At 44.7% G+C, this 23,369-nt stretch carries 19 protein-coding genes and 2 tRNA genes; 2 read left to right on the top strand and 19 right to left on the bottom strand.

Going from position 1 to position 23,369, the window contains the following annotated elements; genetic code table 11:
* Positions 1–3: 3 nt before the first annotated feature.
* Both QI63_RS05035 and QI63_RS05030 read right to left on the bottom strand, forming a co-directional pair.
* The gene (locus tag QI63_RS05035) at positions 4–1,659 is read right to left on the bottom strand and encodes an ABC-F family ATP-binding cassette domain-containing protein (RefSeq protein ID WP_044014436.1); all 1,656 of its coding nucleotides are present in this window, start codon (positions 1,657–1,659) and stop codon (positions 4–6) included.
* Positions 1,660–1,902: 243 nt separating this feature from the next.
* A complete protein-coding gene (locus QI63_RS05030; RefSeq protein WP_044014434.1) occupies positions 1,903–3,084 on the bottom strand; it encodes a glycosyltransferase in 1,182 nt (393 codons plus the stop codon).
* A gap of 294 nt (positions 3,085–3,378) precedes the next feature.
* Between QI63_RS05030 and QI63_RS05025 the strand changes: the two genes are divergently transcribed.
* The gene (locus QI63_RS05025) at positions 3,379–4,983 is read left to right on the top strand and encodes a hypothetical protein (protein ID WP_235619788.1); all 1,605 of its coding nucleotides are present in this window, start codon (positions 3,379–3,381) and stop codon (positions 4,981–4,983) included.
* Between the two features lie 98 nt (positions 4,984–5,081).
* The gene (locus QI63_RS05020) at positions 5,082–6,836 is read left to right on the top strand and encodes a hypothetical protein (protein WP_044014430.1); all 1,755 of its coding nucleotides are present in this window, start codon (positions 5,082–5,084) and stop codon (positions 6,834–6,836) included.
* A gap of 63 nt (positions 6,837–6,899) precedes the next feature.
* Here the strand turns inward: QI63_RS05020 and selD are convergent, their stop codons facing one another.
* From selD to QI63_RS04930, 17 genes are all read right to left on the bottom strand, one after another.
* Positions 6,900–7,967 carry a selenide, water dikinase SelD gene (gene selD, locus QI63_RS05015; RefSeq protein WP_081984406.1) on the bottom strand — a complete coding sequence of 356 codons (1,068 nt, stop codon included), beginning with the start codon at positions 7,965–7,967 and terminating at the stop codon, positions 6,900–6,902.
* A 9-nt stretch (positions 7,968–7,976) separates the two neighbouring features.
* Positions 7,977–8,246, bottom strand: a complete 270-nt coding sequence (locus QI63_RS05010) for a putative Se/S carrier protein (RefSeq protein ID WP_044014429.1) — start codon at positions 8,244–8,246, stop codon at positions 7,977–7,979.
* Positions 8,243–8,452: a sulfurtransferase TusA family protein gene (locus tag QI63_RS05005; protein ID WP_044014427.1), complete on the bottom strand. Its 210-nt coding sequence runs from the start codon at positions 8,450–8,452 to the stop codon at positions 8,243–8,245. Before QI63_RS05005 ends, QI63_RS05010 begins: the two co-directional genes overlap by 4 nt.
* An 82-nt stretch (positions 8,453–8,534) precedes the next feature.
* Complete coding sequence (gene yedE / locus QI63_RS05000; RefSeq protein ID WP_369792422.1) at positions 8,535–9,605, bottom strand: YedE family putative selenium transporter; 1,071 nt, start codon at positions 9,603–9,605, stop codon at positions 8,535–8,537.
* A gap of 272 nt (positions 9,606–9,877) precedes the next feature.
* Positions 9,878–10,108 carry a hypothetical protein gene (locus tag QI63_RS04995; protein WP_044014423.1) on the bottom strand — a complete coding sequence of 77 codons (231 nt, stop codon included), beginning with the start codon at positions 10,106–10,108 and terminating at the stop codon, positions 9,878–9,880.
* Positions 10,109–10,249: 141 nt separating this feature from the next.
* Positions 10,250–11,905 (bottom strand): SH3 domain-containing protein, encoded by a 1,656-nt coding sequence (locus QI63_RS04990; protein ID WP_044014421.1) that lies wholly within the window; start codon positions 11,903–11,905, stop codon positions 10,250–10,252.
* Positions 11,857–12,432 (bottom strand): tetratricopeptide repeat protein, encoded by a 576-nt coding sequence (locus tag QI63_RS04985; protein WP_235619787.1) that lies wholly within the window; start codon positions 12,430–12,432, stop codon positions 11,857–11,859. The genes QI63_RS04990 and QI63_RS04985 overlap by 49 nt, the downstream gene beginning before the upstream one ends.
* A gap of 100 nt (positions 12,433–12,532) precedes the next feature.
* Positions 12,533–13,495, bottom strand: coding sequence for a vWA domain-containing protein (locus QI63_RS04980; RefSeq protein WP_044014418.1), 963 nt, complete (start codon positions 13,493–13,495; stop codon positions 12,533–12,535).
* Positions 13,495–14,493, bottom strand: coding sequence for a VWA domain-containing protein (locus QI63_RS04975; RefSeq protein WP_044014417.1), 999 nt, complete (start codon positions 14,491–14,493; stop codon positions 13,495–13,497). The genes QI63_RS04980 and QI63_RS04975 overlap by 1 nt, the downstream gene beginning before the upstream one ends.
* A gap of 133 nt (positions 14,494–14,626) precedes the next feature.
* Positions 14,627–14,857, bottom strand: a complete 231-nt coding sequence (locus QI63_RS04965) for a hypothetical protein (RefSeq protein WP_044014416.1) — start codon at positions 14,855–14,857, stop codon at positions 14,627–14,629.
* A 152-nt stretch (positions 14,858–15,009) separates the two neighbouring features.
* Complete coding sequence (locus tag QI63_RS04960) at positions 15,010–16,065, bottom strand: lipoprotein TP_1001-related protein (RefSeq protein ID WP_044014414.1); 1,056 nt, start codon at positions 16,063–16,065, stop codon at positions 15,010–15,012.
* Positions 16,066–16,287: 222 nt separating this feature from the next.
* Positions 16,288–19,131 carry a hypothetical protein gene (locus tag QI63_RS04955; RefSeq protein ID WP_044014412.1) on the bottom strand — a complete coding sequence of 948 codons (2,844 nt, stop codon included), beginning with the start codon at positions 19,129–19,131 and terminating at the stop codon, positions 16,288–16,290.
* A 279-nt stretch (positions 19,132–19,410) separates the two neighbouring features.
* A complete protein-coding gene (rpoN, locus tag QI63_RS04950) occupies positions 19,411–20,943 on the bottom strand; it encodes an RNA polymerase factor sigma-54 (RefSeq protein WP_044014411.1) in 1,533 nt (510 codons plus the stop codon).
* Positions 20,944–20,945: 2 nt separating this feature from the next.
* On the bottom strand, positions 20,946–21,983 hold the full coding sequence (locus tag QI63_RS04945; protein WP_044014409.1) for an omptin family outer membrane protease: 1,038 nt from the start codon (positions 21,981–21,983) through the stop codon (positions 20,946–20,948).
* Between the two features lie 90 nt (positions 21,984–22,073).
* Positions 22,074–22,145 (bottom strand) — tRNA-Pro (locus QI63_RS04940).
* A 64-nt stretch (positions 22,146–22,209) separates the two neighbouring features.
* A tRNA-Asp gene (locus QI63_RS04935) sits at positions 22,210–22,283 on the bottom strand.
* Positions 22,284–22,361: 78 nt separating this feature from the next.
* Positions 22,362–23,363 (bottom strand): permease, encoded by a 1,002-nt coding sequence (locus tag QI63_RS04930; RefSeq protein ID WP_044014406.1) that lies wholly within the window; start codon positions 23,361–23,363, stop codon positions 22,362–22,364.
* Positions 23,364–23,369 lie beyond the last annotated feature (6 nt).

Genomic DNA, 23,369 nt, shown 5'->3' with positions numbered 1-23,369 from the left:
TGCTCAAATCAATATCTTTTTTGCTGTGCCGCCGTAATATTCATTGCGGAGTTCGTGGACGTGCTCATCGCGGATATAGTCGTCAAAGGGCATCATCCGGTCGATTACACCGCCGGGGGTAATTTCTACAATGCGGTTTGCAATGGACGAAATGAATTCGTGGTCATGCGAGTTGAACAGAACGACGCCGGGGAAGGCGATGAGCGCCTCGTTCAAACTGGTGATCGCTTCCAAGTCGAGGTGATTGGTCGGCTCATCCATAATCAGCACATTGGCGCCGGAAAGCATCAGCTTACTGAGCATACAGCGTACCTTTTCTCCTCCGGAAAGCACCTTAACGGGTTTGAGCGACTCATCGCCGGTAAAAAGCATCCGTCCCAAAAAGCCGCGCACGTAGGCTTCGTCCTGTTCGGTGGAAAATTGCCGCAGCCAATCGGTAATGTTCAAATCTGTTTCAAAGTAGCTGGAATTATCCTTGCTGAGGTAGGCATTCGTAACGGTCTGTCCCCAATACACATCCCCAGAATCGGCGGTTTTAACACCGGCGATAATATCGAAGAAAGCCGATTTTGAGTTATGCTCCTGTCCGACAAAGGCGATTTTGTCCGTCCGGTTCACGGTCAAGCTGAAATCTTTGAGCAGCGTAATGCCGTTGCCCGAACCTTCTTCCTTAGAAATATAGTTGAGCTTTTCTACGCGGACAACGTTATTCCCGATTTCTCTATCCGGTTTAAAGTGGACATACGGGAATTTCCGAGTGGTAACCTCCAGTTCTTCCAGGGCAAGTTTGTCGTACACTTTTTTGCGGCTGGTTGCCTGCCGGCTTTTTGCCGCGTTAGAAGCAAAGCGCAGGATAAATTCGCGCAGATCTTTCATCTTTTCTTCGCGTTTTTTCTGCTGATCGCGTGCCTGCCGCTGCATAATCTGACTCATCTGATACCAGAAGTCGTAGTTACCGCTGTACATACGGATTTTTCCGAAGTCGATATCGCAAATATGCGTACACACGGTGTTTAGAAAGTGCCGGTCGTGCGATACCACGATCACGGTATTCGGGAATTCAATTAAAAACTCCTCAAGCCAGCTGATGGATTCAAGGTCGAGACCGTTCGTCGGTTCGTCCAACAAGAGAATATCGGGATTGCCGAACAGCGCCTGTGCCAGCAGCACACGCACTTTCTGACTTTCGTCAAGCTCGCTCATCATGCGCTCGTGGTTTGCCTCTTCCAAGCCGAGCCCGGAGAGCATCTGTTCTACCTGATTTTCTGCCTCCCAGCCACCCATATCGGCAAACTCACCTTCGAGCTCCGAGGCGCGGATACCGTCCTCTTCGCTGAAATCTTCTTTTTCGTAAATGGTTTCCCGCTCTTTCATAATTTTGTAGAGCTGCGGGTGTCCCATGTATACGGTGTCTTTGACGGAATATTCATCAAAAGCAAAGTGATCCTGCCGCAGTACCGCCATCCGCTCACCCGGTGTAATGCTGATTTCTCCACTGTCGTGCTCCAACTCGCCGGAAAGCAGCTTGAGGAATGTTGACTTGCCTGCCCCGTTTGCTCCGATAATGCCGTAGCAGTTCCCGGGGGTAAATTTTAAATTGACATCTTTAAAAAGAGGTTTTTCCGAAAATTTTAAACTAACATCGCTTACTGTAATCATAAAGGATAGTATAGCCTAAAAGAAAAAAAGAGTGAACGGGATGGATGAATAAACGCATCAGGTCGTTTTTTAACACCCCCACGGAAAAACTGAGACTATTCGACCAGAGTTGAACCTCTTCGCGGTTCAAATGGTCTCACAGTCTCAGTTTTTCCGCGGTTTTTATCTAGTCTACCTGATGCGTTTATCCATTTGTGGGAAAAATGTGCGAAATTTTAGATAAAATTTCGCACAGAAGGGCTGTTACGGATTATGGGTTTCTGCCAATACCCGTTGGTAAACCTCTGCAATTTTTTGTGCCATCGTTTGATAATTGTCTTGGGCCATAGCCGAGTTTATTTCTTCTTTGAGTGTTTCGCCGCCCTCGGCATGTTGTTTTTTATCATAGATATCATGCAGGATTTTAACGAATGCCGCTGAATCTTTAAAAGCAAACCCTGTTAATCCTTCAATATATTGATCTTCATTGTCTTTGTCATACAAATGGACAACGGGAAGACCGCAGGCCATCGCTTCCAACGCCGAAACTGAATGGTTTTCCGAAAGCGAGGTCATAATATATGCATCACATAAGTGATAATAATATTTAACGGTTTCATGCGGAATCGCACCGGTAAAGATAACCGAATGGGTAAGACCGTAATCCTGTGCTTGCTGTTCAAGTTCTGCTCTGGCAGGACCGTTCCCGATTATAAATAATTTGGCATTCGGCATCCTGTCTACAAACTGTTTCCAATATTCTAGTGTGAGTGAAAGATTTTTTTCGGAGGCAAGTCTCCCACAAAAACAGGCAATAAAATCCTCAGGTTTAATGGCGTACTGGATTTTAAGATTGTTAATAACTTCTTGATTGAGTGTTTCTTCGGAAAAGTCGGATGTAATACACGCATTTGGGATTTTATAAATAGGGGTCGTTACTTTGCATTGCTTTAAAAAATCTTCCATCTTTGTTGATGCGCAAATAACCGCTTTAGCGGCATTGGTATATTTTAAAATGCTCCAATTAATAAAATTTTTTGCCGCTTTAAGATTCTTAAATATCCCTAAATAATGCATATAGTCGTAATACATGGTATGGCAGGTGTATACAATCGGTATATTGAGCCTGCGTGCTGCATAAAGAGCAAACATACCCTGACTAAACTCCGTGTGGATATGAAGAATATCCGGCTTCCATTCCTGTAAGAGTTTTAATTCACTTTTACTGTATGGATACGAGACACAGTAATCATACAGATTAGGTAATTTTACTGCGGGACTATATAAAATACCGTCGGTAATATGATGATGCTTTGTGTTAAAATCCGGTTTTACAATTAATACTTCGTGTCCTGCTTCTATAAGGCCCGTCCTCAAGGCTTCCATGTGGTATACAACACCATTGATCGCGGGCAGGTAGTATTCGGCGATAATAGCAATTCGCATATAGATATGCCCTTTATAAGTTAGCTTGTATTCCGGCACTCTAGCACAGTTAGGCGGTAAAAGCAAGCAAAATCAAAAGTATGTCAAAATTAATATCGAAACCTCAGGCAGACATCGCAAATAAATCTAAGGAAAACCTATTGTTTTGTGAGAGCTTGTAGTATACATCCAATATTTTCTGAGCTGTTGATATACTCTGTGGACATCTTTCTTTGTTTTATCTATTATTATTTACCAATTATTTCTCAGGGTCAAAAAATGAAACGCTCTATCATTGTTCTATTATTATCGTTAATGCCTGCTCTATTTTGTTTTGCAGACACGTCTTATGCGCTATTTGTAGAAAATGATCATTGGATTTATGATGCAATGCACATCCTTTCGGTCGAATCGCGACAGACAACACTTGCAGATCGTCAGCCGCTTTCTAAAGGAGAACTTACTGAATACTTTTCTACTTTTGAGAATGCTGCTATACCTCAGGCGAGTGAACCGCTGTACCGTATGATGCACGATTATTTCTCCGGGCATTCGTTTTTATTTACTCGTAAATATTTTGCATTTGATGTGAACGGTATTTTTGCGCTGCAAGGGCAATATGTACACAACCGTGAAAATGAAGTGCGGCTGGATAGTTTTTTACGGTATAATAGAACGCCTGCTGTTGTTTCTGTCCCAATGCATATGATGTTTACCCCATACATTGATTTTTTTGCTAATCTCAGCTTAAAGAAAAATTACTGGGCGGCGGTATTATCCTATCCATATACCAATCTGCCGTTGGAAGGCAATGCCTTTGAGGCTGCCGTTCCTACGCAAGCCGGACTGTCTCTTGGAGGACGCATCTTTAATCTTACCATCGGACGTGGGGCTTTAAATATTGGCAGGTCGCTAGCAGGTAGTATGCTGCTTGCAGATACCGTAGACCGAATGGATTACATAACCGCCTCATTTTTCTATAAGAAGGTGCGATTAGCACTGAATGTATTGGAATTAGAGCCTACTCGATTTGTATTTTCTCACGAAGCTTCGTTTCGCCCAATTAATTGGATTACACTCCGCTTTTACGAAGGAATCGTGCTTAATGCTCCGTTTGATCCTAAATACTTAAACCCGATGATGATTTTTCATAATTTTTTCGGCTGGCGAGAGAAGACTTTTAATGGAAATGCTTCTGAAGAAGCCGGCAAATCAAGCCTCGGTTGCCAATTCGGTGTCGGTGTTGATATAGTTCCGATACGAGGTTTGCGGTTATATGGTCAATACGGTCAAAATCAATTTCAGACCTCGTTTGAGCTGAAAAACTATCCTAAAGCCCGGAATATTCCTAACAGCCTCGGCGGTTTAGCCGGTATTGAGTATATCCATCCGTTCAGTTTTGGACACCTTTCCGTAACAGGTGAGTTTTTATACGCAAACCCGTGGATGTATATAATGGAAAATAAGCATATCAGCCTCTACCACCGCCGGAAGGATACTGTTGCAGGCAAGGAAATGACGGATTCGTACATCCGGCAATGGGTTGCTAATCCGTATGGTCCTGATACAATCGGGGCTTTTTTACAGATTACGTTAACGGAACCCCAAAAATACCGTGCAAAGCTTGGGTACCGTTTTTTGGCGAAGGGAGAAAACGAAGATAATTTTTTTGATCCCAGTAAAGAAAAACCAGGAAAGCCTGGGATCTATTACCCTGATGCCGATCACTATGAAGCAATAGCACAGGCAAAGACCCCGTATGGGAACCCTGCATATTTTCATACGATTTCGTTGGAAGGCACATACCGGGTGATTAAACAGCTTGAACTGAATGCAGGGCTGAACTGGACAATTGTATCCGGTAGAAAAAACGGACACGCGGTGGATATTTATTCTTCGGTTAAATATACAATCCGGTAATATGTGCTTATATGGTAGGCTCCTGCTTGAGCATATCGCCGATTTTTGATACCTTTCGCACTTGTTATAGAAATAATTATGAAAAAGATGAGGTGTGTATGAAAAAACTTTTATGCATTGTATTATTACTCGTCGCGTTCCATACGGTATGTATTCAGGCGCAAGCTCCAGTTAATTTGTTCGATCCGTTCTATGAAGATTTATCGATATGGGAAGGAAGTGGTTTAATCAATGATGCACCAAGTATCAGACCATATCCGCTGCAAGAAATTGAGCGCTTACTGCAAATAGTTATGGAAAAAGGAGATGCCGGTCAGCGTAGAAAAGCTGCTGAATATCAAGCACGTTTTTTTCAGCGGCCTTTTCACTTTGGTGGAAAAGCTGAGTTTAACTTTGCTTCACCCGATAACCAAAAACAATTTTTTATAACGCCTTTCGGTACGCTTAACTATTCGCTAATGAAGTTTTTAACTATGTCCGCGTATCTGAGTGTTAATCTTATGAATACGCTGGATAATGAAAGTTTGTTACCTGCATATTCCTATTCGCAAAAAGATATTGCCGATGATGCAGGAAATATCGGTAAACTCAAACTACTTCCTGCATTTAATACTTCGGCAACATTCGGTACTGCAGAATATTATTTTACTGCCGGCTTAGGGCGGACTTCTTATGGTCCCTTCCATGACAGCGGTATTTTTATTTCCCGTGATGCATTCCATGCAGGGCATTTTATTTTAACGATTAACAAGAAAAAGTGGGCATATAATCAAGTTCTTTTGTTACTTGCTGCAACCAATGATCATAAAGGCTCTATTGGACCGCAGAAGTTTTTAGCATCTCATTCTATTGATATTCGGCCGTTGACCTGGCTCTCTTTTTCTATTATTGATACAATGAGTTATGGCGGGCGATTTGAGCCGATGTATTTAATTCCTTTCTCAGCTTTTTTTCTTGGACAAAGTGTCTATAGCTTCCCTGATAATTCTTTAATAGGGCTTAGCGCAACTGTCAAACCTATAAGAGGTTTACGTATTGATTCAGCGTTTTATGTTGATGATATCGGCTTAAATGAAATACTAAAGTTTAAAGATGCAAAATGGCGTTTAGCAGGAGAATTTGGAATTTCATATACCATGCCGAATACTCATTGGTTCTCTTTTGTCGATTTAAATTACACGTTTGTGATGCCGTATATGTATACACATGTTGACGATGATGATTATAATAAACCAAATTATCAAAATTATACGCATCACGGTTCTCCGCTTGGAACAAACCTCGACCCGAACTCTGATAGAATTCATCTTAAACTTAAATTTCGTCCGCTCCATGGGCTTGATATTAACCTTTCCAATACCTTTATCCGCCATGCTAATACAACTGAAAGTATTACGGATATCAGTATGATAAAAGACTACCTTGCAAGACAGTATACAACGGATGGATCGGTATTTAATCATCCTACGATTACAGGCAGGGCTCAAAATGGCGGTACTGACTGGAAAAATCATGCCTTCTTATATTCCACGCCCTTTATGCGACAACAGACCATCCAATATGTTAACCAGCTTGCATTGGATATCAGCTGCCATTTACCGATTGTAAAGTCGGGCGGGTATATGCTGTTCAAATTCGGTTATGTGTTTGAAGCAAACATCAATCCGGGTGTACGAAGAAATATTTATTCGCCAAATCATACGACAACGGGGTGGAATGATAAATCCATAGCACAAATTGGGGAAGCCGCGATTCGGCAAGAAGCTGACAGACAGCTTGCAGACTGGCGTGCCAAAGCTATCGGTAAGCAGTTCAACCACTATATTCGGTTAAGCGCAGAGTTTGCGTATTAGGAAAAGTTTTTATCGTCGGGCTTTTGAACTTAACTTAAATCGCACTATCTTGTGCGGTTTAAGTTAATAGTTTACTCGGACAACCTTATCGGTGCGTTCTACAACCGTGCCGATAATTGCCGGTTTTCCGCAGACGGTATTTTCAAGGACGGTGCAAAGTTCTGTGTATAACTGCTGCGCGTCTTTTTGCGCTACCGCAATAACAAGACCTCCTGACGTCTGCGGGTCAAACAGTATATCCTGATAGGCGCGCGGCACTCCGTCCAACACAGCATTATCGCCGACAAAGCTCCTGTTTGAATACGCTCCGGCGGGAACAAAGCCCATTTCGGCATATTCAACGGCAGCGTCAAAAATCGACAGCGATTTACAAGTAAGCTCAATACTGAGGCCGCTTCCCTTTCCCATTTCATACAAGTGCCCCAACAGTCCGAAGCCGGTGATATCCGTACAGGCATGAACCTCATATTTGGTCATCACAGTGCAGGCGGCGGCATTTAAGAAGGCCATAACGTCATACACGCTTTTAAGCTCATCAGCGCCGAGCATATCAGCCTTCGCTGCCGTTGTTAAAATACCGGAGCCGATGGGCTTGGTTAAAATCAGTACATCACCTGTTTTGCAGGCTGAATTCCGCAGTATTTTATTGGGATGCACAAAACCCGTTACCGCTAAACCGTATTTCGGGATGCTGTCGTAAATGGTGTGCCCGCCGCAGATAATTGCTCCCGCCTCAAACGCTTTGTCGGCGCCGCCTCGCAGTATTTCCTTGATAATGGGTTCTGGCATTTTTTCCGAAATACAAAAAAGATTGAGCGCCAGTTTCGGAACGCCGCCCATTGCGTAAATATCGCTGAGTGCATTAGCGGCTGCAATCTGCCCGAACATATACGGATCATCCGTAATGGCCGGAAAGAAGTCAGCCGTAAAAATTAATGCCGTTTCGTCATTGATTTTATAAACAGCCGCATCATCCGATGTATCGAAACCGACCAAAAGCCGGGGATCGGAGCAAATAGGAAAGCTTTTTAATAATCCATCCAGTGCACCCGCACTTAATTTTGCCCCTCATCCCGAATAGGACGAAGATTTAATTAAACTGAAATTTTTATCCGGGATTGCACAGCTCATGGTTGCCTCTTAATTGTCCACTGCGGTATATGTGCCGGCGGAGTCAAAACTGAACACTTCATCGCGTTCAATGTTTGCAAAGTTCTCTGCGCCGAACACCGCGCCGTCTTTTATCATAACTTTAACCGCCGTACCGCAGGCGGAGCTGAGTTCGCGCGGCACGGGAATAAGCTTAACGGTAATCACGCCGTTTTGCACAGCCTCGCTCTTTTCGAGACTGCGCATACAGACGAGCGCTTCGTAATGAGTGTGAAACGTTATTACGTAACCGCAGATCATTTTGAAACGGTGATTTTCCAGTCGCTGCCGTCTGCTGAAATGGAGGTCTTTGCCTTCATCTTATCGCAAAAGCGGATAACATTTTCTTTTGAGGTTTCATTATCGACAAGCACCGTAAAATTCTGATGTGCATCGAATGCTTTTTTTGTCCGTACTACCGGTTCGGGGCAGGAAAGCCCCCGTGCATCTACCATATAATCTGCCATTTTTGTCTCCTTCTGAAATATTTTCTATGTTAAAAAAAGAGGCATCCCTAAGAGGTCGATGATTAGGGATGCCGCGAAAACATTATTTATTTTTTGCTGCGTAATATACGCTGACACAGGCTGTTACGACTAATCCGATAACAACGGCAATCATCCCCGCACTTGTCGGGCCTTTACCGGAAGAGGCAAGACCGAAGTTATGAGCGAAAGCCGCGCCTGCAATCAAACCGGTTACAGTTACAGCCGAGTCGGTGTTACCCTCACCGGTTAAGATGAGCTGGCGTAAGGGGCAGCCGCCGAGCAGAACACTTGCCCATCCGACCAGCACCATACCAAGCGCATTCCACAACCCGTCGGTGTGGGCAACTGCCTGCCCCGCAAGTCCGAGCTTAAACTGTCCGGTTACGAGCGTTCCGATAAGCATGGCAACTAAAATAGCAATGCTTCCCGTTAAAAGGTGGAAGTCTTTGAGCATAATTGCATCGCGGATACCGCCTGCGGTACAGAGCCGGCTGCGTTGTGCTAATGCACCGCTGACAAGACCGATACCGAGTGCGAGCGCAATCGGCGCATGCATTGAACCGGGGCCTTTTTCGCTAAAGGCGAGAACGGCGGGGAATGCAACCAATAAAATAAAGAATACGATCATCACGATGGGGGCAAGCATACCTTCCTGTCCGGATTGGGGATACGCGCGGCTCAAGGAGAAATTCTTATTGAGGAATACCACTCCGATAGCGATACCGATGATGAACCCTACAAGACCAAATACCGCATTCAAGTCGCCTGCGCCCAAACGTAAAAACATACGAAGCGGGCATCCCAAGAACATCAATGCGCCGATCATTACGAAAAACCCTAATACAAAGCGGGTAAAAGGCGCTGAACCGCCGCGCGGCTTAAATTCTTTTTTTACGAGCGCGATTACAAACGCACCAACTATCAGGCCGATGACTTCGGGTCGCATATACTGTACGACGGCTGCATTGTGCAATTTTAAGGTGCCCGCAATATCGCGCAAGAAACAGGCAATACAGAAGCCCATATTCCCCGGGTTTCCGAATTTGACCAATACGACAGCCGCAATACCGATAAATGCGCCTGTCAATGCTACCATGAAATGTTTTTTCATTTCACTCCTCCAGTTTTTTATTTTTTTAATAAAACTATAAAAAAATTATATATAGTATGATACAAGGAGTTTATAGGGCTGTCAATATTTCTTTTAAAAATATATGTGGGTATTTACTGCTCTGACAGGGGGACTGCGTTTCCCGGCAGAAACGAGTTTAGGTATAAGTTAAACTTGTAGCCGCAGCATGAGGATGTTTCAAAAGTTGGTTGCTTTTTCGACATCCCAGCGAGTTTAAAATTAACTCTTTCCATTCTACGGCTTGTCTCTATTTTATTTTAGATAGCTCCTCGCTATTTTACAACATGCCGCCCTGATGGGGATGCCGGACAGCTTATTCCGGCTGAGGTAACAATTCTATCACCAAGAATGCTTACTTGACGTCCACAGTGGATACAGTGAATACCGTCATATACGGCAACATGCTTTTTTGTCGGGTTCCTGGTACAAACCATATCGCCGGTTGCGGATGCTAAATTATGGCCGACCGGTTTTATATCTTGCTCACAAAATCTACATTTCATAAAAACTCCTGTAAAAAGCAATACTCCTTCTTTTTATCATTTTTTATGAGAGAAATCAACAACCCTGATGCAGGGTGAAGGTCGTACTGTAACAGGGGATTAAAACCTCTCTATGGCTCAAGACAACTTGTTTATCCTGACTTAATTGTACTGTATGACCGACTGCAGCGGTATCCAGCCGGTAACTCCGCCGACGGTTTTAATGTAGTACCATTGCGGCGCTTTTCGTATGATAATGACACTTTGGCCTGCCGAAAGCCGGTGCACGATACTGCCGGTATTTTCCGGTATACGCCGCACCGCTATTTCGCCGGCATCCTCAATGCACACGCCTTGCGGCCGAAGTATGAGCCGGAACAGTACGGCGGTGAGGCTTCCGCTACACAATGCGATGATGATACAAAGCAGCATAAACCGCTTTTTATTGCGGAAACCGCACACTGCCGCACCGATCAGTAATAAGCCGGAGATTACCGCCGTTAGAATGCCGAGCAGGCGCGGATACAGCGGCAGCGGATGGGCAATCTCCAACGCAGCTTCCAGTTTTCTGCGTTCACGGCGGATTGCGGGAGAAAAAAGCGCCGCGGCTTCCTGTTTGCGGTAGTCGGCTATTTGCTTTGCCGCGGCGCTTTTTTCTTGCTCGGTCATAGTGTTGCCGCTGTACTGCGTTTCAGGCGGGAGCGCCTGAAACGCAGCGGCGGTGAAGCCGTCCGCACCGCTTTTATCGGCAGCCTCGGTAATTGCCTGCCGGTCGATGCGGTACGCAGCAGGAGCGCTAAATGCTTTTCCACCCGCTGTAAAAAATATCTGCGCTTGAGGAAGGCTTTGCACACCTATCCGCAAGGGTATCAAATTAAAGGCGGCAAGAACATAATGCTCGTCATCGGAATCTTCGCATGGAACGGATGCAGTCGACAGGACTGCACTGGAAACACTGGCATCCGGCAAATCTGCCGTATTTGACAAAGCCGCCGAGTTTATTAAAACAGCCGCATCAAACGGCAGTTCTGTGAGTGTAAGCGGTTTCAGCGCGGCGCTTTCGGATGGAGCGCATTCGATACGGACTATTTCAACTGGTAACGGCAGCTCACTGTGCATATCCCGAATAGCAGTGCTGTTGCGGTTCTCTTGGGAGCCGGACGCTTCGAGGCGGGCGGCTTCGATTTGAGCAGAGGCGGTTTGCAAAGTGTGCCGGTAGCGCTCGGTATGTCCTGCCGAATAAAAGGCTGCGGTTAAACACAGGATGTATTCCGTACCTTGTTCAAGGGCTGCGCCGTCCGCAACCGGCAGACCGCTTACAGAATACAGCATCCACACAAACGGCGTATGTTCCGACAGCCGCGGCCGGTGTACGGTTATATCCAGCGGTGTCAGCTCGACCGTTTGCCGTTTCCATTGTAGCTCCGGTTCGAATCGGAACCTGCCTGTTTTGTTAAACCGATACCGATAGCGCAGGTGTAGGCCGTCTCGTTCGGGAATCGCACTGCTCTGTATCAGCTCTGCCGTATCTGCGCTCTGCTCAAGGATAAATCGCGGCGTATCGCCATTATTCTTCTGCAAATACGGAGCCTCTCGTTTGATGATTACTTCAATTTCAAATTCACGATCAATTGATAATTCGGTACCGTCTGTTTTGAGCTCAATAAAATGCTCGGCATAATCGTTTTGCTGCCCATAGAGGCTTGCGGTTGCACAAAAGAAAAAAAAGAGTGTTGCCGTCTTCGCGACTAGCCTGCATACAAAGAATCCTAATAATCGTTTATCGCCGGTTCCGATTCGTGCTGTGTTTTTTTCCATTCGGTTTGCTCTCTTTTGCGAATAATATCTAAAATAATCGAATCCGTCAGATCGGCTTCGGGATCTTCGGACGTCTGTTGCGGAGCTTGATGCTGCATCTCCCGCTGTGTGTCGCTCAACTTTTTGCTCAACTCGTAATTAATCTTAGCTGCCGTATCGCGGCCGGACAGCTCCAATGATTTTCGGAACAATGCCGCCGCTTCTGCATAATCCTTTGAGTGAAACGCAATAATGCCTTGTTGATAAAATCGATGTGCCCGTAAAATCTCAGGCGCCGTTTCGAAACCATTTTGTAATTTTCCAGACGCAGCCTCATCCTCTCCCTGCATCAGATATGCGGATGCAAGCGCAAAGTCCGTGTACGGTTTTATGGTCTCATCGGATAATTCCGCCGCTAAACTTTCAGCCTCATAAAAATACAACACGGCATCATTCCAATCGCTCCGCATCCATGCGAGTGTCCCTTTTACGTGTGCAAGTTTGGTTTGCTGTTCTGCGCTGCATCCCGATAGGACAAACATCGTCATCAATAAAAAAATAAAACTCACCGACAAAAATGATGATCTAAATAACGATGATAATAATGTTGAACGTGATGATATGGGTGATATGACGGCAGCCGGACGTCTACATTTTTTTAGCACGGATACCTCCTGCACAAAGACCGATACAAAAAAGGAGGAGCGCCATCGCCGTACACTCAAATGTCCGCCGTACCGGTTTTTGCACATATCGTATTTTCTCGCTTTCGGCATCGCCTTCCGTCAGCGATTGCAGCACCTTCTGTGCCGAACCGAGGTCGGCAGCGGAAATATAAAAACTTCCGTTCAAGGCTTGCTCCGCATAGCGTTTAAGAATAGATTCCTCCAACTCACTTTTTTGCACGACCGATTCGTGTTTTTCATTCAGGATGGAAAGCGTACCGCCTGTTTCCGTTCCAAAGCCGATGATAATCAGTTGAACATTTTCTTGCCGATACCGCGGAAGAATACGCGGCACCGAACCGATTGTTTCACCGCCGTCGGTACACAGCACAACCGTTTTTCCGGTTAATCGATTTTCGGGGAAAGCCTCCAATGCGACACGCAGTCCGTGTTCAAGATTGCTGCCTGCCGAGGTTGCATTGAACGGCGACAGCGTTTCCGCTGCAGTCAGTACACTCTGATGATTAAAACTCAGCGGCACGGCAAGCGTACCCAGTCCCTTTATCGTAACGAGTCCGCAGGCAGTTTCCGGTAAACGTTCTATCAAAAAGGAAACATAACGCTTTGCAAATTCGAGCCGGTTCGGTGTGATATCGGCAACGGTCATACTGCGCGAAATATCGACGGCAAAGATAACCGCATTCCCGTGTTTGACTACGGTGGTTTGTTTTGTACCCCAGAGCGGTACGGCTGCAGCAATACTGAGGAACAGCCAGCCGATGCTCCAAAGCGCCGTTCGGATTCGCAGTGTCCGTATAATGGCGTGAATCTCTCCCGTCGCAGCGTAGCTTTCTTTTAATTTTTTTATGCGGTACAACGTAACGGCGCACGCAGGCAGAATAGCAATGATACACAACAGGAAAAACGGTTTTTCAAATTCAATCATTATGACACCGCCTGCATTCCGATTCTGCGGAGCAGCCATGCTCCTGCCGCGCAGCTCATTGCAATCAATAAAAACAGCCCGTCAAGGTACGCGTATTTACGCATCGTCATTGAAGGAGGCGTCGCCGGTATTTTTTGAATAAATCGATTAAAAATATCCGTTAATAATTCGGGTGACTGTGCCGAAAAATAGCGGCCGTTACCGTAACCGGCAATTTTTTGTAACTCCGCTTCATTGAACACAGTGTTGAGCGTACCGGAAATTTCTTTTTTTTGAATGGGATCAATATACTTAACCGGCGCATATCCCGACTTCCCCAACCCGATAATGTAAAACCCGATTTTTTTATGCTTGATGATATCCGCGGCTGCGCGAGGATGCACCTCGCCGGTGTTATTATCTCCGTCGGTAAAGAGAATGATATGTGAGGGAATCGCGGAATACTGCGTCAGATGCAGCACGGCAGAGGCAAGCCCCATACCGATTGCCGTTCCGTCACCGAATTCACCGACTTGCAGTTGATCCAACCGAGTCAGAAACGTGTGCCGATCGATTGTCGGCGGAATGAGTACGGCGGCGGAACTTCCCAGCGCGGTAAGACCCAACGAGTCGCCTTCATATTTTTCCGCAAAAGACTTGATAATCCGCTTCGCCGCCTCAAGCCGTGTCAGTGTTCCCATGTCCTGTGCCGCCATCGAGGGGCTGGTGTCGATGACAAACATCAGCGCCTGTCCCGAACCGGCATACATCGCTTCGGAAGTTTGCCGTACCGGTTCCGCAAGCGTAGCGACGGCGAATACAAAGGCTGCCGCAAGGGTGTACTGGGAGATACGGTGCACAAGATACACCCGCAGATTTTTTTCGGGAACAAACCCGTTCCAATTTCCAAGCGGCAGCACTATTGATACTGCTTGCAATCTCCCCGTCCGCCGGAGCAGTACAAAAGTCGGCAGTAACAGCAAGAGGAAAAAAGAAAGCGGTCGTTGAAAATTCAGCACACGGGTACCCTTGTTAGAGTATTATCAAGTATGGCAATTTCGCTCATATATTTTTTGATTTGCCTTTGTATGGGTTTATCAAGCCGTGCAAACTGTTTACTTGCTGCCGGAGCGTATTCGATTTTCATTTTAGTTATAATCCAAGCGCTTTATATAGAGCTTCGGCAGGTATTGCAGCTTCTCCGCTGTTTTCAAAGTCATTCCACGCTTTTTCGGCACGTTCAGTATCTTCGGCGTCTTCTTGTAATTCGGCAAGATAGCGGCTTAACGCATTTTCCAAGACGATATCTTTGGACATTCCGATCATTTGCGCTGCCTTTTCCAATTGTTGATACAATTTATTTGGCATAGTCATTGTAGGCATAACGTACCTCCCTCGTTGGTTATTATACCACACCTGCCGCAGTTTTATAAGGCAATACGTTTTTTCGGTATTACGACAGGGGGCATAGAGGCGCAAAAGATTCTCAAGGAAAAGGCATCCGCATCAAAAATTTTGCACGTGGTTTCCCTGTGTTAATACGGTTTCCCCATCGTAACCTTTTTTGAATCGCGGAGTGCCCAGCTTTCGGCTTTATTGACGCCGGACTTTGCATCGCGTACCAACGATTTTGAGGCGGTTATCGGCGCGATAATCGCTGACTTTAAGACAGCTCCGCCTCGCCATGCTCCGCTAGCAACGGCTGCTTCCGCTTCCCGTACCAGTTTTTCATCGTTCCATGCAGGAGCGGCGCCTCGCTTGGCAAATTCTTTTTCGGTACAGTAGAGAATGGCATCTTGAATATCGCCCCCAGATCCGGCTTTTATCAGAATGACATTGGCGTTCCGTTTGGGAATGCTCGTATACGGCCCCCAAAAATCACGCGCAGCGGGACATGATTGTGTTCCGCCTGAAATAATTTTAGCGGTTGTTTCATCGCGGATACCTTCTTCGACGGAACGCCAGTGGTATACGATGGTCTCTCCTGCGGAAACTTCTGCGGCGGGGAACTGATAGTGCGGAGCCTGCTTATCCCCGACATTCGTGATGGTGATGCCGGAAAGGTTCCCGCTTTTCATCACAATGAATTCGATAAATTCGCTTTTGGGTTTGCTGCTGTATAACGGACGGATTTCGGTTATCCGCAGTTTTGCAGGACGTGTGTTAGCACCTTCGAACGGCAGCGCGAAATCGAGAACGCTGTGCTGCGTATCCGACACGGAACCGCGCAATACAAAAGGAGCGCCGATTCCGATCGGGGTAGTTGGAGTAAGTGTAAAGGCGGTATAAGCATCTGCCTTGCCGGATTGTCCTTCGGAATCGGCAAAGTCGTCTGGGATGTCCATAGCTTCGACACTGCACGTTTGCGCTTCGCCCGTTTCAGGGATAAAAATTTCCGCCGACAACAACTCCGCCGTACCGGAAAAGAACAGTTGCACGGTATTGTCTTCTGTCCGCGCGGCCTTTGCTATTTTGACCGGTTCGGCTTCTCCTCCGATAATCTCGGTAAAAATGGGCTGTTCAGAAAAACCTGCGCATCCTGCTCCAAACAGGGCGCAGACAATCGGCACAACAAACAAGAGTTTTTTCATCAGTTAGCCTCCTAAGAATCTACAAGCTAACCTCTATATGCGACACGCGCGGCTTTTTGGCTAAGGATTTTGGGGGAAAGAAGGGAAATTTTTTGAAAAAAATTGTGAAAGCAGGGAGCTTAAGTTTCGGCTTGAGCACCAAGCCTTATAGGCCTCGGTGCAGGAGATATCCCGAAAGTCGGTTGCTTTCGGGATATCTCCGTGATTTTTCTCAGCGAAGATTTATTTTAGAGCCGCCCAGTTCGAGATGGTTACCTCATAATCGCTGATTGAAGAATCGTTCGGCTTAAACTCATAAGCTTCGGACCTTTCGGTTGTAAGTTCTCCCGTAAAATCATTTACAGGGCTTTGTTTCTGAGTCCCTTTAAAATAGTACATGCTTCCGCCGTTTTCAATAGCCAAAAGCCACTTATCTGATATTGCAAAGGCAGGGTGATAAACATTTTCCTGGGGAGCTCCATTAGCGTCGAGCGTTTTCCTTGATTCAACAAAAAAATCATTGTCGGGATTCTGGTTGCTTGGAACATAAAACCTCAGTTTTCTTGAAGCAATGTTTGGAATACTCCCCACACCCTCCCCCTTTATTTTAATATTAAAATATCGATTACGTTTTGTTTGGGGGAATAGATCTGATGATAATACCTTTTTTTCATCAACGGCAAAATCTATTAAGGAAGCCTCTTCAAAATTATCAGTAAAACTTGCAACAGCTCCGCTCATCTTTAACCATTTAAAGGGCTTAGCATTATTTTTAAAGCTTTTGCCTACGTAGAAACCGAGATAGTATTTTCCGGGAAATATCCGCCGGTGTTTATGTGGCTCGAAAGTTACAAAATGGGCATCCTTAGCCAAATATAATTCATTCACCGGGGTATATTGATTCTCAACCTTTGCTCCAAAGGCTATTCCTCGGTCGTATCTAAAGTCGGAAGAGTTAAAGTCCGTATCTGCTTTAAATAAACGGGCAACCCAAAACTCATTATCATACTCAGAGCCTCGAATCATTAAGCCTGCATTGTTTATACTGAGCTCAGCGTATGGTCTATTCACCGTTAAATTCTCTGGGTTAGTTCCGTTAAGCTCAATAGGCTTTGCATCCCCTTTATTAAGTTTTTTATCATACCAAAATTCATATTCCTGAAAGGTGTCGGTATCTTTTAATTTTATATAATAGGAACCCTGAGGTAAATGCTTAAAAGAAAAGTCTTTATTTGAGGACAGGCTTAAAAAAGGAGTCTCTTTTTGATCCTTATATAATTCAACCGTACCTATGCGTCCGGAATGGCCTCCATAGATGTCATTGACTTTTAAGTTAAGCACGGACTGCGCTGTACCAGGATATGCAATATTGATGGTTTCTGCTCCCGTGTTAAACTTTATCTTTTGACCATCCGCTTTATGTAAAGAGAATGTATCCCTTGCAGACATCCAAAGTTCAGGTGATGTAGCTGCAACTGCAGTATATTTGTCTGGCTCATGCTTTATGTTTACAAAATATTCACGGGCTAAAATTGTGTTGCCGTTAGGAATTCGTACAGGTTTTCCGTCCTCTTTATTCTTCAAAAAAAATACATTATAACTGCCTCCATAGGGAGGGGGAGCATATTGTATCTTTACATCAGGATACCACAAATCATAGTTGGCTTCTGAAGATTCAATAGTCACAATACAGCTATCATCAAAACTATCGCCTATCTGTTTACCTATCCAGAATTCGTTAGGATAAATGTTTCCAGGTTTTTCGGGTCTATAGCCTTCAAGGTACTTAAAAGCAAATTTATGACCAATCGGCATAAAAGCTTTAAAATTTACAGCCTTCTCATTTTCAAACCTTCTTATAGTATATAAAATTTGACCATTAGAGTCGGCCATTTCTATTAGACTGCTATAGCTGCGCCCATTTTCAAAATCCCTAGGAGTTGTAAAATTTGAGTTATCCGCCTTGTGCTTCATGGTAAAATTAACCGTTTTAGCTTCCGGATATTTAAAGGTATACGTTACATCTTTAATTCCGTTACCTTCATAGGTTATAATACTTGCCTCATCTTTAGAAAAAACGGCAGTCCCATCGTTTTTATAGTAGCAGCTTAAAATAGATGTCCTAGCTGATCGATCGTAGGAATTGGTTTTATATTCAAGTATACGTTTTTCTCCTAAAAAGACACCACGCAACTCAATATCGTGATATTCAGTGTTTATAGCTTTCATTGAGGAACCATCATGCTGTTGCAAAACTCCCTTAATATCTCCCTGGGGATGATAAGGACTAATTAAGTTTATGTCGTTTAAGTTTACTTTGCAGGCATCTTCTTCCTTTATAGTTACCGTATAGTCAGGATTTTCAGGTGTATGTCCCGCTTCTTCTTTAAGCCAAAGGTCATAATATTCTGTTGTGTTTTCATTAATGCCCTTATAAGAGAACTTAACATAATAAGACCCCTGATCAGTTAAGTATTCCATCGTGGGGTTCATAGAAGATTCTGTACCTATGTTAAAACTTTGCTTAGCAAGAAGCTCCTTTTGATCGTTTAAGATGGAAACCGTGTATTTTACATCTTTCGGATTAGTAGGGCTAAATGTGCGTTTGGGCATCTTTACGCTAAGAACAGATTTTTTTAAAATGGTGATTAGCCCCAGATCAGCTCCTTTTTCATCGGTAATATTAATAATATTAGCATCAAAGCTGCTCTTGCCGTTATACCACTGTATAAAGTGCCCAAGAGAATTAGGAGTAGCTGATATTCCTGTAAATTTTATAAGATATTTTCCTTTTTCGAGATTTCTAAATTCAAATGAACCATCTGTAATTTCCGGAATTGTAGATTTAATATTTTTCCAGTATTCTCCATCTTCTTTGTACAGCTCAACACGTGCAATTAAGGGATTTCCATCATATTTTAAGGATCCCTTTATTACACCTTTTTCAGCAGGTTTAGTCGTATTATTTTCACCGTTGTTTTGCTCCGGTGTCTTGTTTTGATTTGAGCCTGAAGGTGTAGGACAAGCACTAAACAATAATAAAACTACAGCGCTTAACAATAAAAAATTCAAAAATTTTTTATACATAAAAATCGCCTCCGAAAATAAAAATCTACCCGAGTTGTTATAGATGCTCGGTAATTATTGTTATAATAAAAACACTATTTTGTCTACTACTATACCATTTTCTTAATAAGTCGATTGTAACGGCACATATTCATAAGACTGCTGAAAAAACCAGACATACCCTCAGGCTTTCTACCATTCACACAAGAACCTTATATACGATGTTCACTACTGCAGATATTAAACCTACAAGATAACGTATTCACATACAAACCTCAAAAAAAATCTACAAGAGGGATTTTACGCCCTATCATACGACGAACCGATATCCAGTTCTTTTCGGTATTTTGCGACGGTGCGGCGGGCGACGGAAATACCGTATTTTTCTTGCAGCAAGTCGGAAATTTTTTGATCCGAAAGTTTGGAACCTTTTGCTGTATGTTCGGTAAGGAGCTCTTTAATGCAATCCTTTACGCCTTCTCGTGTTGCGGGAATGGTTGATGACGCGGAAGCATTGGATTGCAAAAATGCTCCCGACTCCAAAGAAGCGTTGGACTGTATAGGGCTGGACTGCGGTTGTACTGCTACGGAATTGGTGAAAAAATATTGTATCTCAAAAGTACCCCATTGGCACTGTACATATTTTCCGGCAACGGTCCTCGATACGGTAGATTCATGGATATCCAGTTCCCGCGCTATCTGTTGTTGCGTAAGCGGAACCAGCCGCCGCTTATCACCGGTTAAAAAGAACGCTTCTTGTGCCGATACTATTTTACGCAATACTGCTACAATTGTTTTTTCCCTCTGGTTTAAACTTCCGATAAAAACCTTTGCCTTTTGCAGCTGCTCTTTAATATACGTTTTAGAGTCGGAATCTTTTGCGTGGCTTATTAAATCCTGAAATTCGGGCGAGACTGTAAGAATCGGAACTTCTAAGTTATTTATTCTTACGGTGAATTCTTGATCATTCCGCTCGATGAACGCAGTTGGAATGATATATTCGTCCGGTGTTATATCCGGCGTAAAGGCTCGTCCCGGAAAAGGATTGAGCGATGCAATCAATGCAAGAATATCTTCTGCATTTTCTTGTGTCAGCTTATAGGGAATTTCTTTGTTTTCATTGACGGCACGTACGAGCGAATACGGACGCGCTTTTTCCAAATAGTCAAAATGGTGCGCCAAAATATCGAGCGTATAGGTATAGACGGGATCGATAGTAGTTTTATCACGGAATAATATCTTTGCTTGAACCAAAAGCGATTGCTTAAAATCCCGTGTTGCACATCCGATAGGGTCAAGCCGTCGAATAACCGATAATGCATGAGATATTTTATGCCGCGTAAAAGCGAGTGCTTTCTCTCCTTTGTTTTCAGAGAGTTCCGTTTTAAAAAGTTCGTTTAGCGGGACAACATGGAAGCCGTCATTTGTTAAATTTCCGATAATCCGTTCGGCAAAAGATGCGGTAAGCGGATCCAGCTTGTGAACAAACAGTTGCTCCAAAAGATGACTTTGTAAGCTCTGCTGCTGAGGCGCCGGAATATTTTCTAAAAAAGTCTGGAATACGTCGCTTGCTTCCGTCGAAAAGGATGACGATGTTCGGTCGTTGCGGTAGTACGGCTCTTTCCGTTCGAGCAGTTTTGCTTGACCGGTTGGCGCAGGCGATACTTGTTGTGTTCCGTGGATGAGTTCCAAAGCCGGATTTTCAGCAAGTTCTTCCGCAATTCTTTCTCGAAGTTCGACGGTCGGCATTGCCAATATATCCAGCGATTGGATTTGACTTTGACTCATTCGCTGCTCAAGCCGTTGCCCGAGCGTTTGCCCCATTTGCTGCATGGTTACCGGCCTATCCGGAAGGCACACCCGATCGAGCAGGTACAACCGCGTAAAGACGTGCCTGCGGAATTGGGTGGTGTATAGGAGCTTGGCTCAGTTGAGGTGATGCCATTATAAATAATACTACTACCTTCCATTGTTATACAATATTGATAAAAGAGATTAATGAATACTAAAAGGAACGGCAAGCAGTTCCAATGCAACCGGATATTACCGTGCATTGCCCATCCGCCGCCCAGAATGTCAACATATCGCACATTAGTAGCATGGTGGATATCTTCTGCGAAAGCTGTAATATCGGCAGTAACGTGAAAATCCGATAAAAGCGTTAGTTTATGAGGGAGTGTTGCTTCAAAAGCGACTCCTATTGCCGGTATCATTAATTGTTGTTGATACGATACAGCCGATCCTATATGCGGCACCTTAGGTAATGCAGGGCTCCACGGTTCATACGTTCCGTTCGGCCGTATTTTTGCATATTGCAGATAGCCCCCATAGGAATGCCAACTGATTTTTGAATAGTAAAAACTGAGCATCGGTTCTATCGTCATTGCAATACCGGCGCTCCTCATTGCTGCGGACTGCGGCATCGGCAACTGTAAACCGAGTTTTACCATCCAGCTTAGCCCGTTAACGATTGTACAGTTATGTTTGGAAAATTTGGTTATTCCCGTCTGCTGAGGAGTCGCCAGAATCCCCTCAAAGTCCAAATCGGTCATGGGTGCGGTAGCCATCGGCTGCATAAATGAAATATTCCCTTCAAGGTGAATCCCTTTCGGGAAATATACGCCGCCATAAAGCGTGTAAGAGGCCGAAGGTATAAGCGGCCATTTTAGATCACTTAAAATGGCATCATAACGGCACACATACTCGCGGCTTTCGGCAATCATGGTGTTGAGCGAAAATGCGATAAATCCGCTTACCGGAAATTTTTTTGTCTTTTCAGCAGTATCGAGACGCTTTGCGTCCTGTGCTAAAAGTATTGGTGGTAAGAGGAAAAAAAAGATAAAAAATATTGAAAACAAGCGACACGGCCGCATAGCGGAACTATAGTCTTAATTTGCAATCTACTCAATATCTTTGGATAGGGAGGATAGGCTCTTCTTATCGTTTTTTAATTTTAGAAAATATCGGGCAGGGGGGATTTGAACCCCCGACTTCTTGGTCCCGAACCAAGCGCGCTACCCCTGCGCTACTGCCCGTTTGTGTGATCATATCGTAACTATTATAAAAATAAAAGCTCACCACTTGCGCGGTGAGCTTCTTCGGGAGCGACGGGGCTCGAACCCGCGATCTCCGGCGTGACAGGCCAGCGCGATAACCAGCTTCGCTACGCCCCCGTAATGGCGGTAATAATATACTTATTGGAATAAAAAGTCAAGAGAAATATGACGAAATTTTCTCAGAAGCTTCTTTAATCATAAAACCAATCGAATCAACACTGAAATGCCGATAAAATTGATTGCCGTGATAATAAGCGTAAGTTCTATCACAAACCGCTTTTTAAACAAAGACAACAGCATAAAGAGGTTTTTTATATCCATCATCGGGCCGTATACTAAAAAGCCGAGAATTGAACCGAAGGAAAATCTGTTTAAGAAGCTGCGGGCGATAAAGGCATCGGAGGTGGAGCAAGCGGAAAATACAAAAGCGAAAAGCATCATTACAAGAAGCGAACCTGCCGCACTGCCGCTTGTTATGCTGAAAAACTCCTGAGGCACGGCCGCGCGTATCAGGGCGGTGATAAACGCACCGAGGATTAAAAAGGGGCCTGTGGTAAAAAATTCCGAACAGGTGTGCATCAATAGGGCGTATACTTTTACTTGCAGCCATTGCGCTTTGCTTTCTGTAGCGGTGCCCTCGAAATTGTCCGATTGAGCTTCGCTGCGGCTGTTCTGTGTACTTCTGCCTGTTGCAAGACGAAATGCTGCCACAGCACTATCAAGGGAATGCGGCTGGGCTGTCGGTTGCGTATCAAAATCTTCCTTTAAGTATTTTTCTTCGGGGTAAAACAGCAGTAAAAGCCCAATCGCAAATGCAATCAGCAAACCGAAGAACAGCCGGTAGAACGCTACGGACGGCTGTTGCGGAAAGGCGTACAGCGTCGACACAATCGAAATAGGGTTGACGATGGGGGACGCAAGCATAAAAGTAACCGCTATAGGCATCGCGACGCCTTTTTTAATCAGACTGCGCATCAGCGGAACGGCAGCACACTCGCAAACGGGGAATAACGCTCCGGCAAAGAGCGCGGTTAAAAAACCGAGCCCGTATTTTTTAGGAAAAATCTTGACCAGCAGCCGGTCGGGAACAAAAGCGTATAGAGCCGAGGACAAAAGCGCCCCCAGCAGCATGAACGGCACCGCCTGCAACACGATACCGGTAAATACCGTATGTACGGTAGAAAAAAATGCCGTCATATAAAA

The organism is Treponema sp. OMZ 838 (assembly GCF_000775995.1).
GTDB lineage: Bacteria > Spirochaetota > Spirochaetia > Treponematales > Treponemataceae > Treponema.
This window is presented reverse-complemented; position numbering and strand designations above follow the sequence as displayed.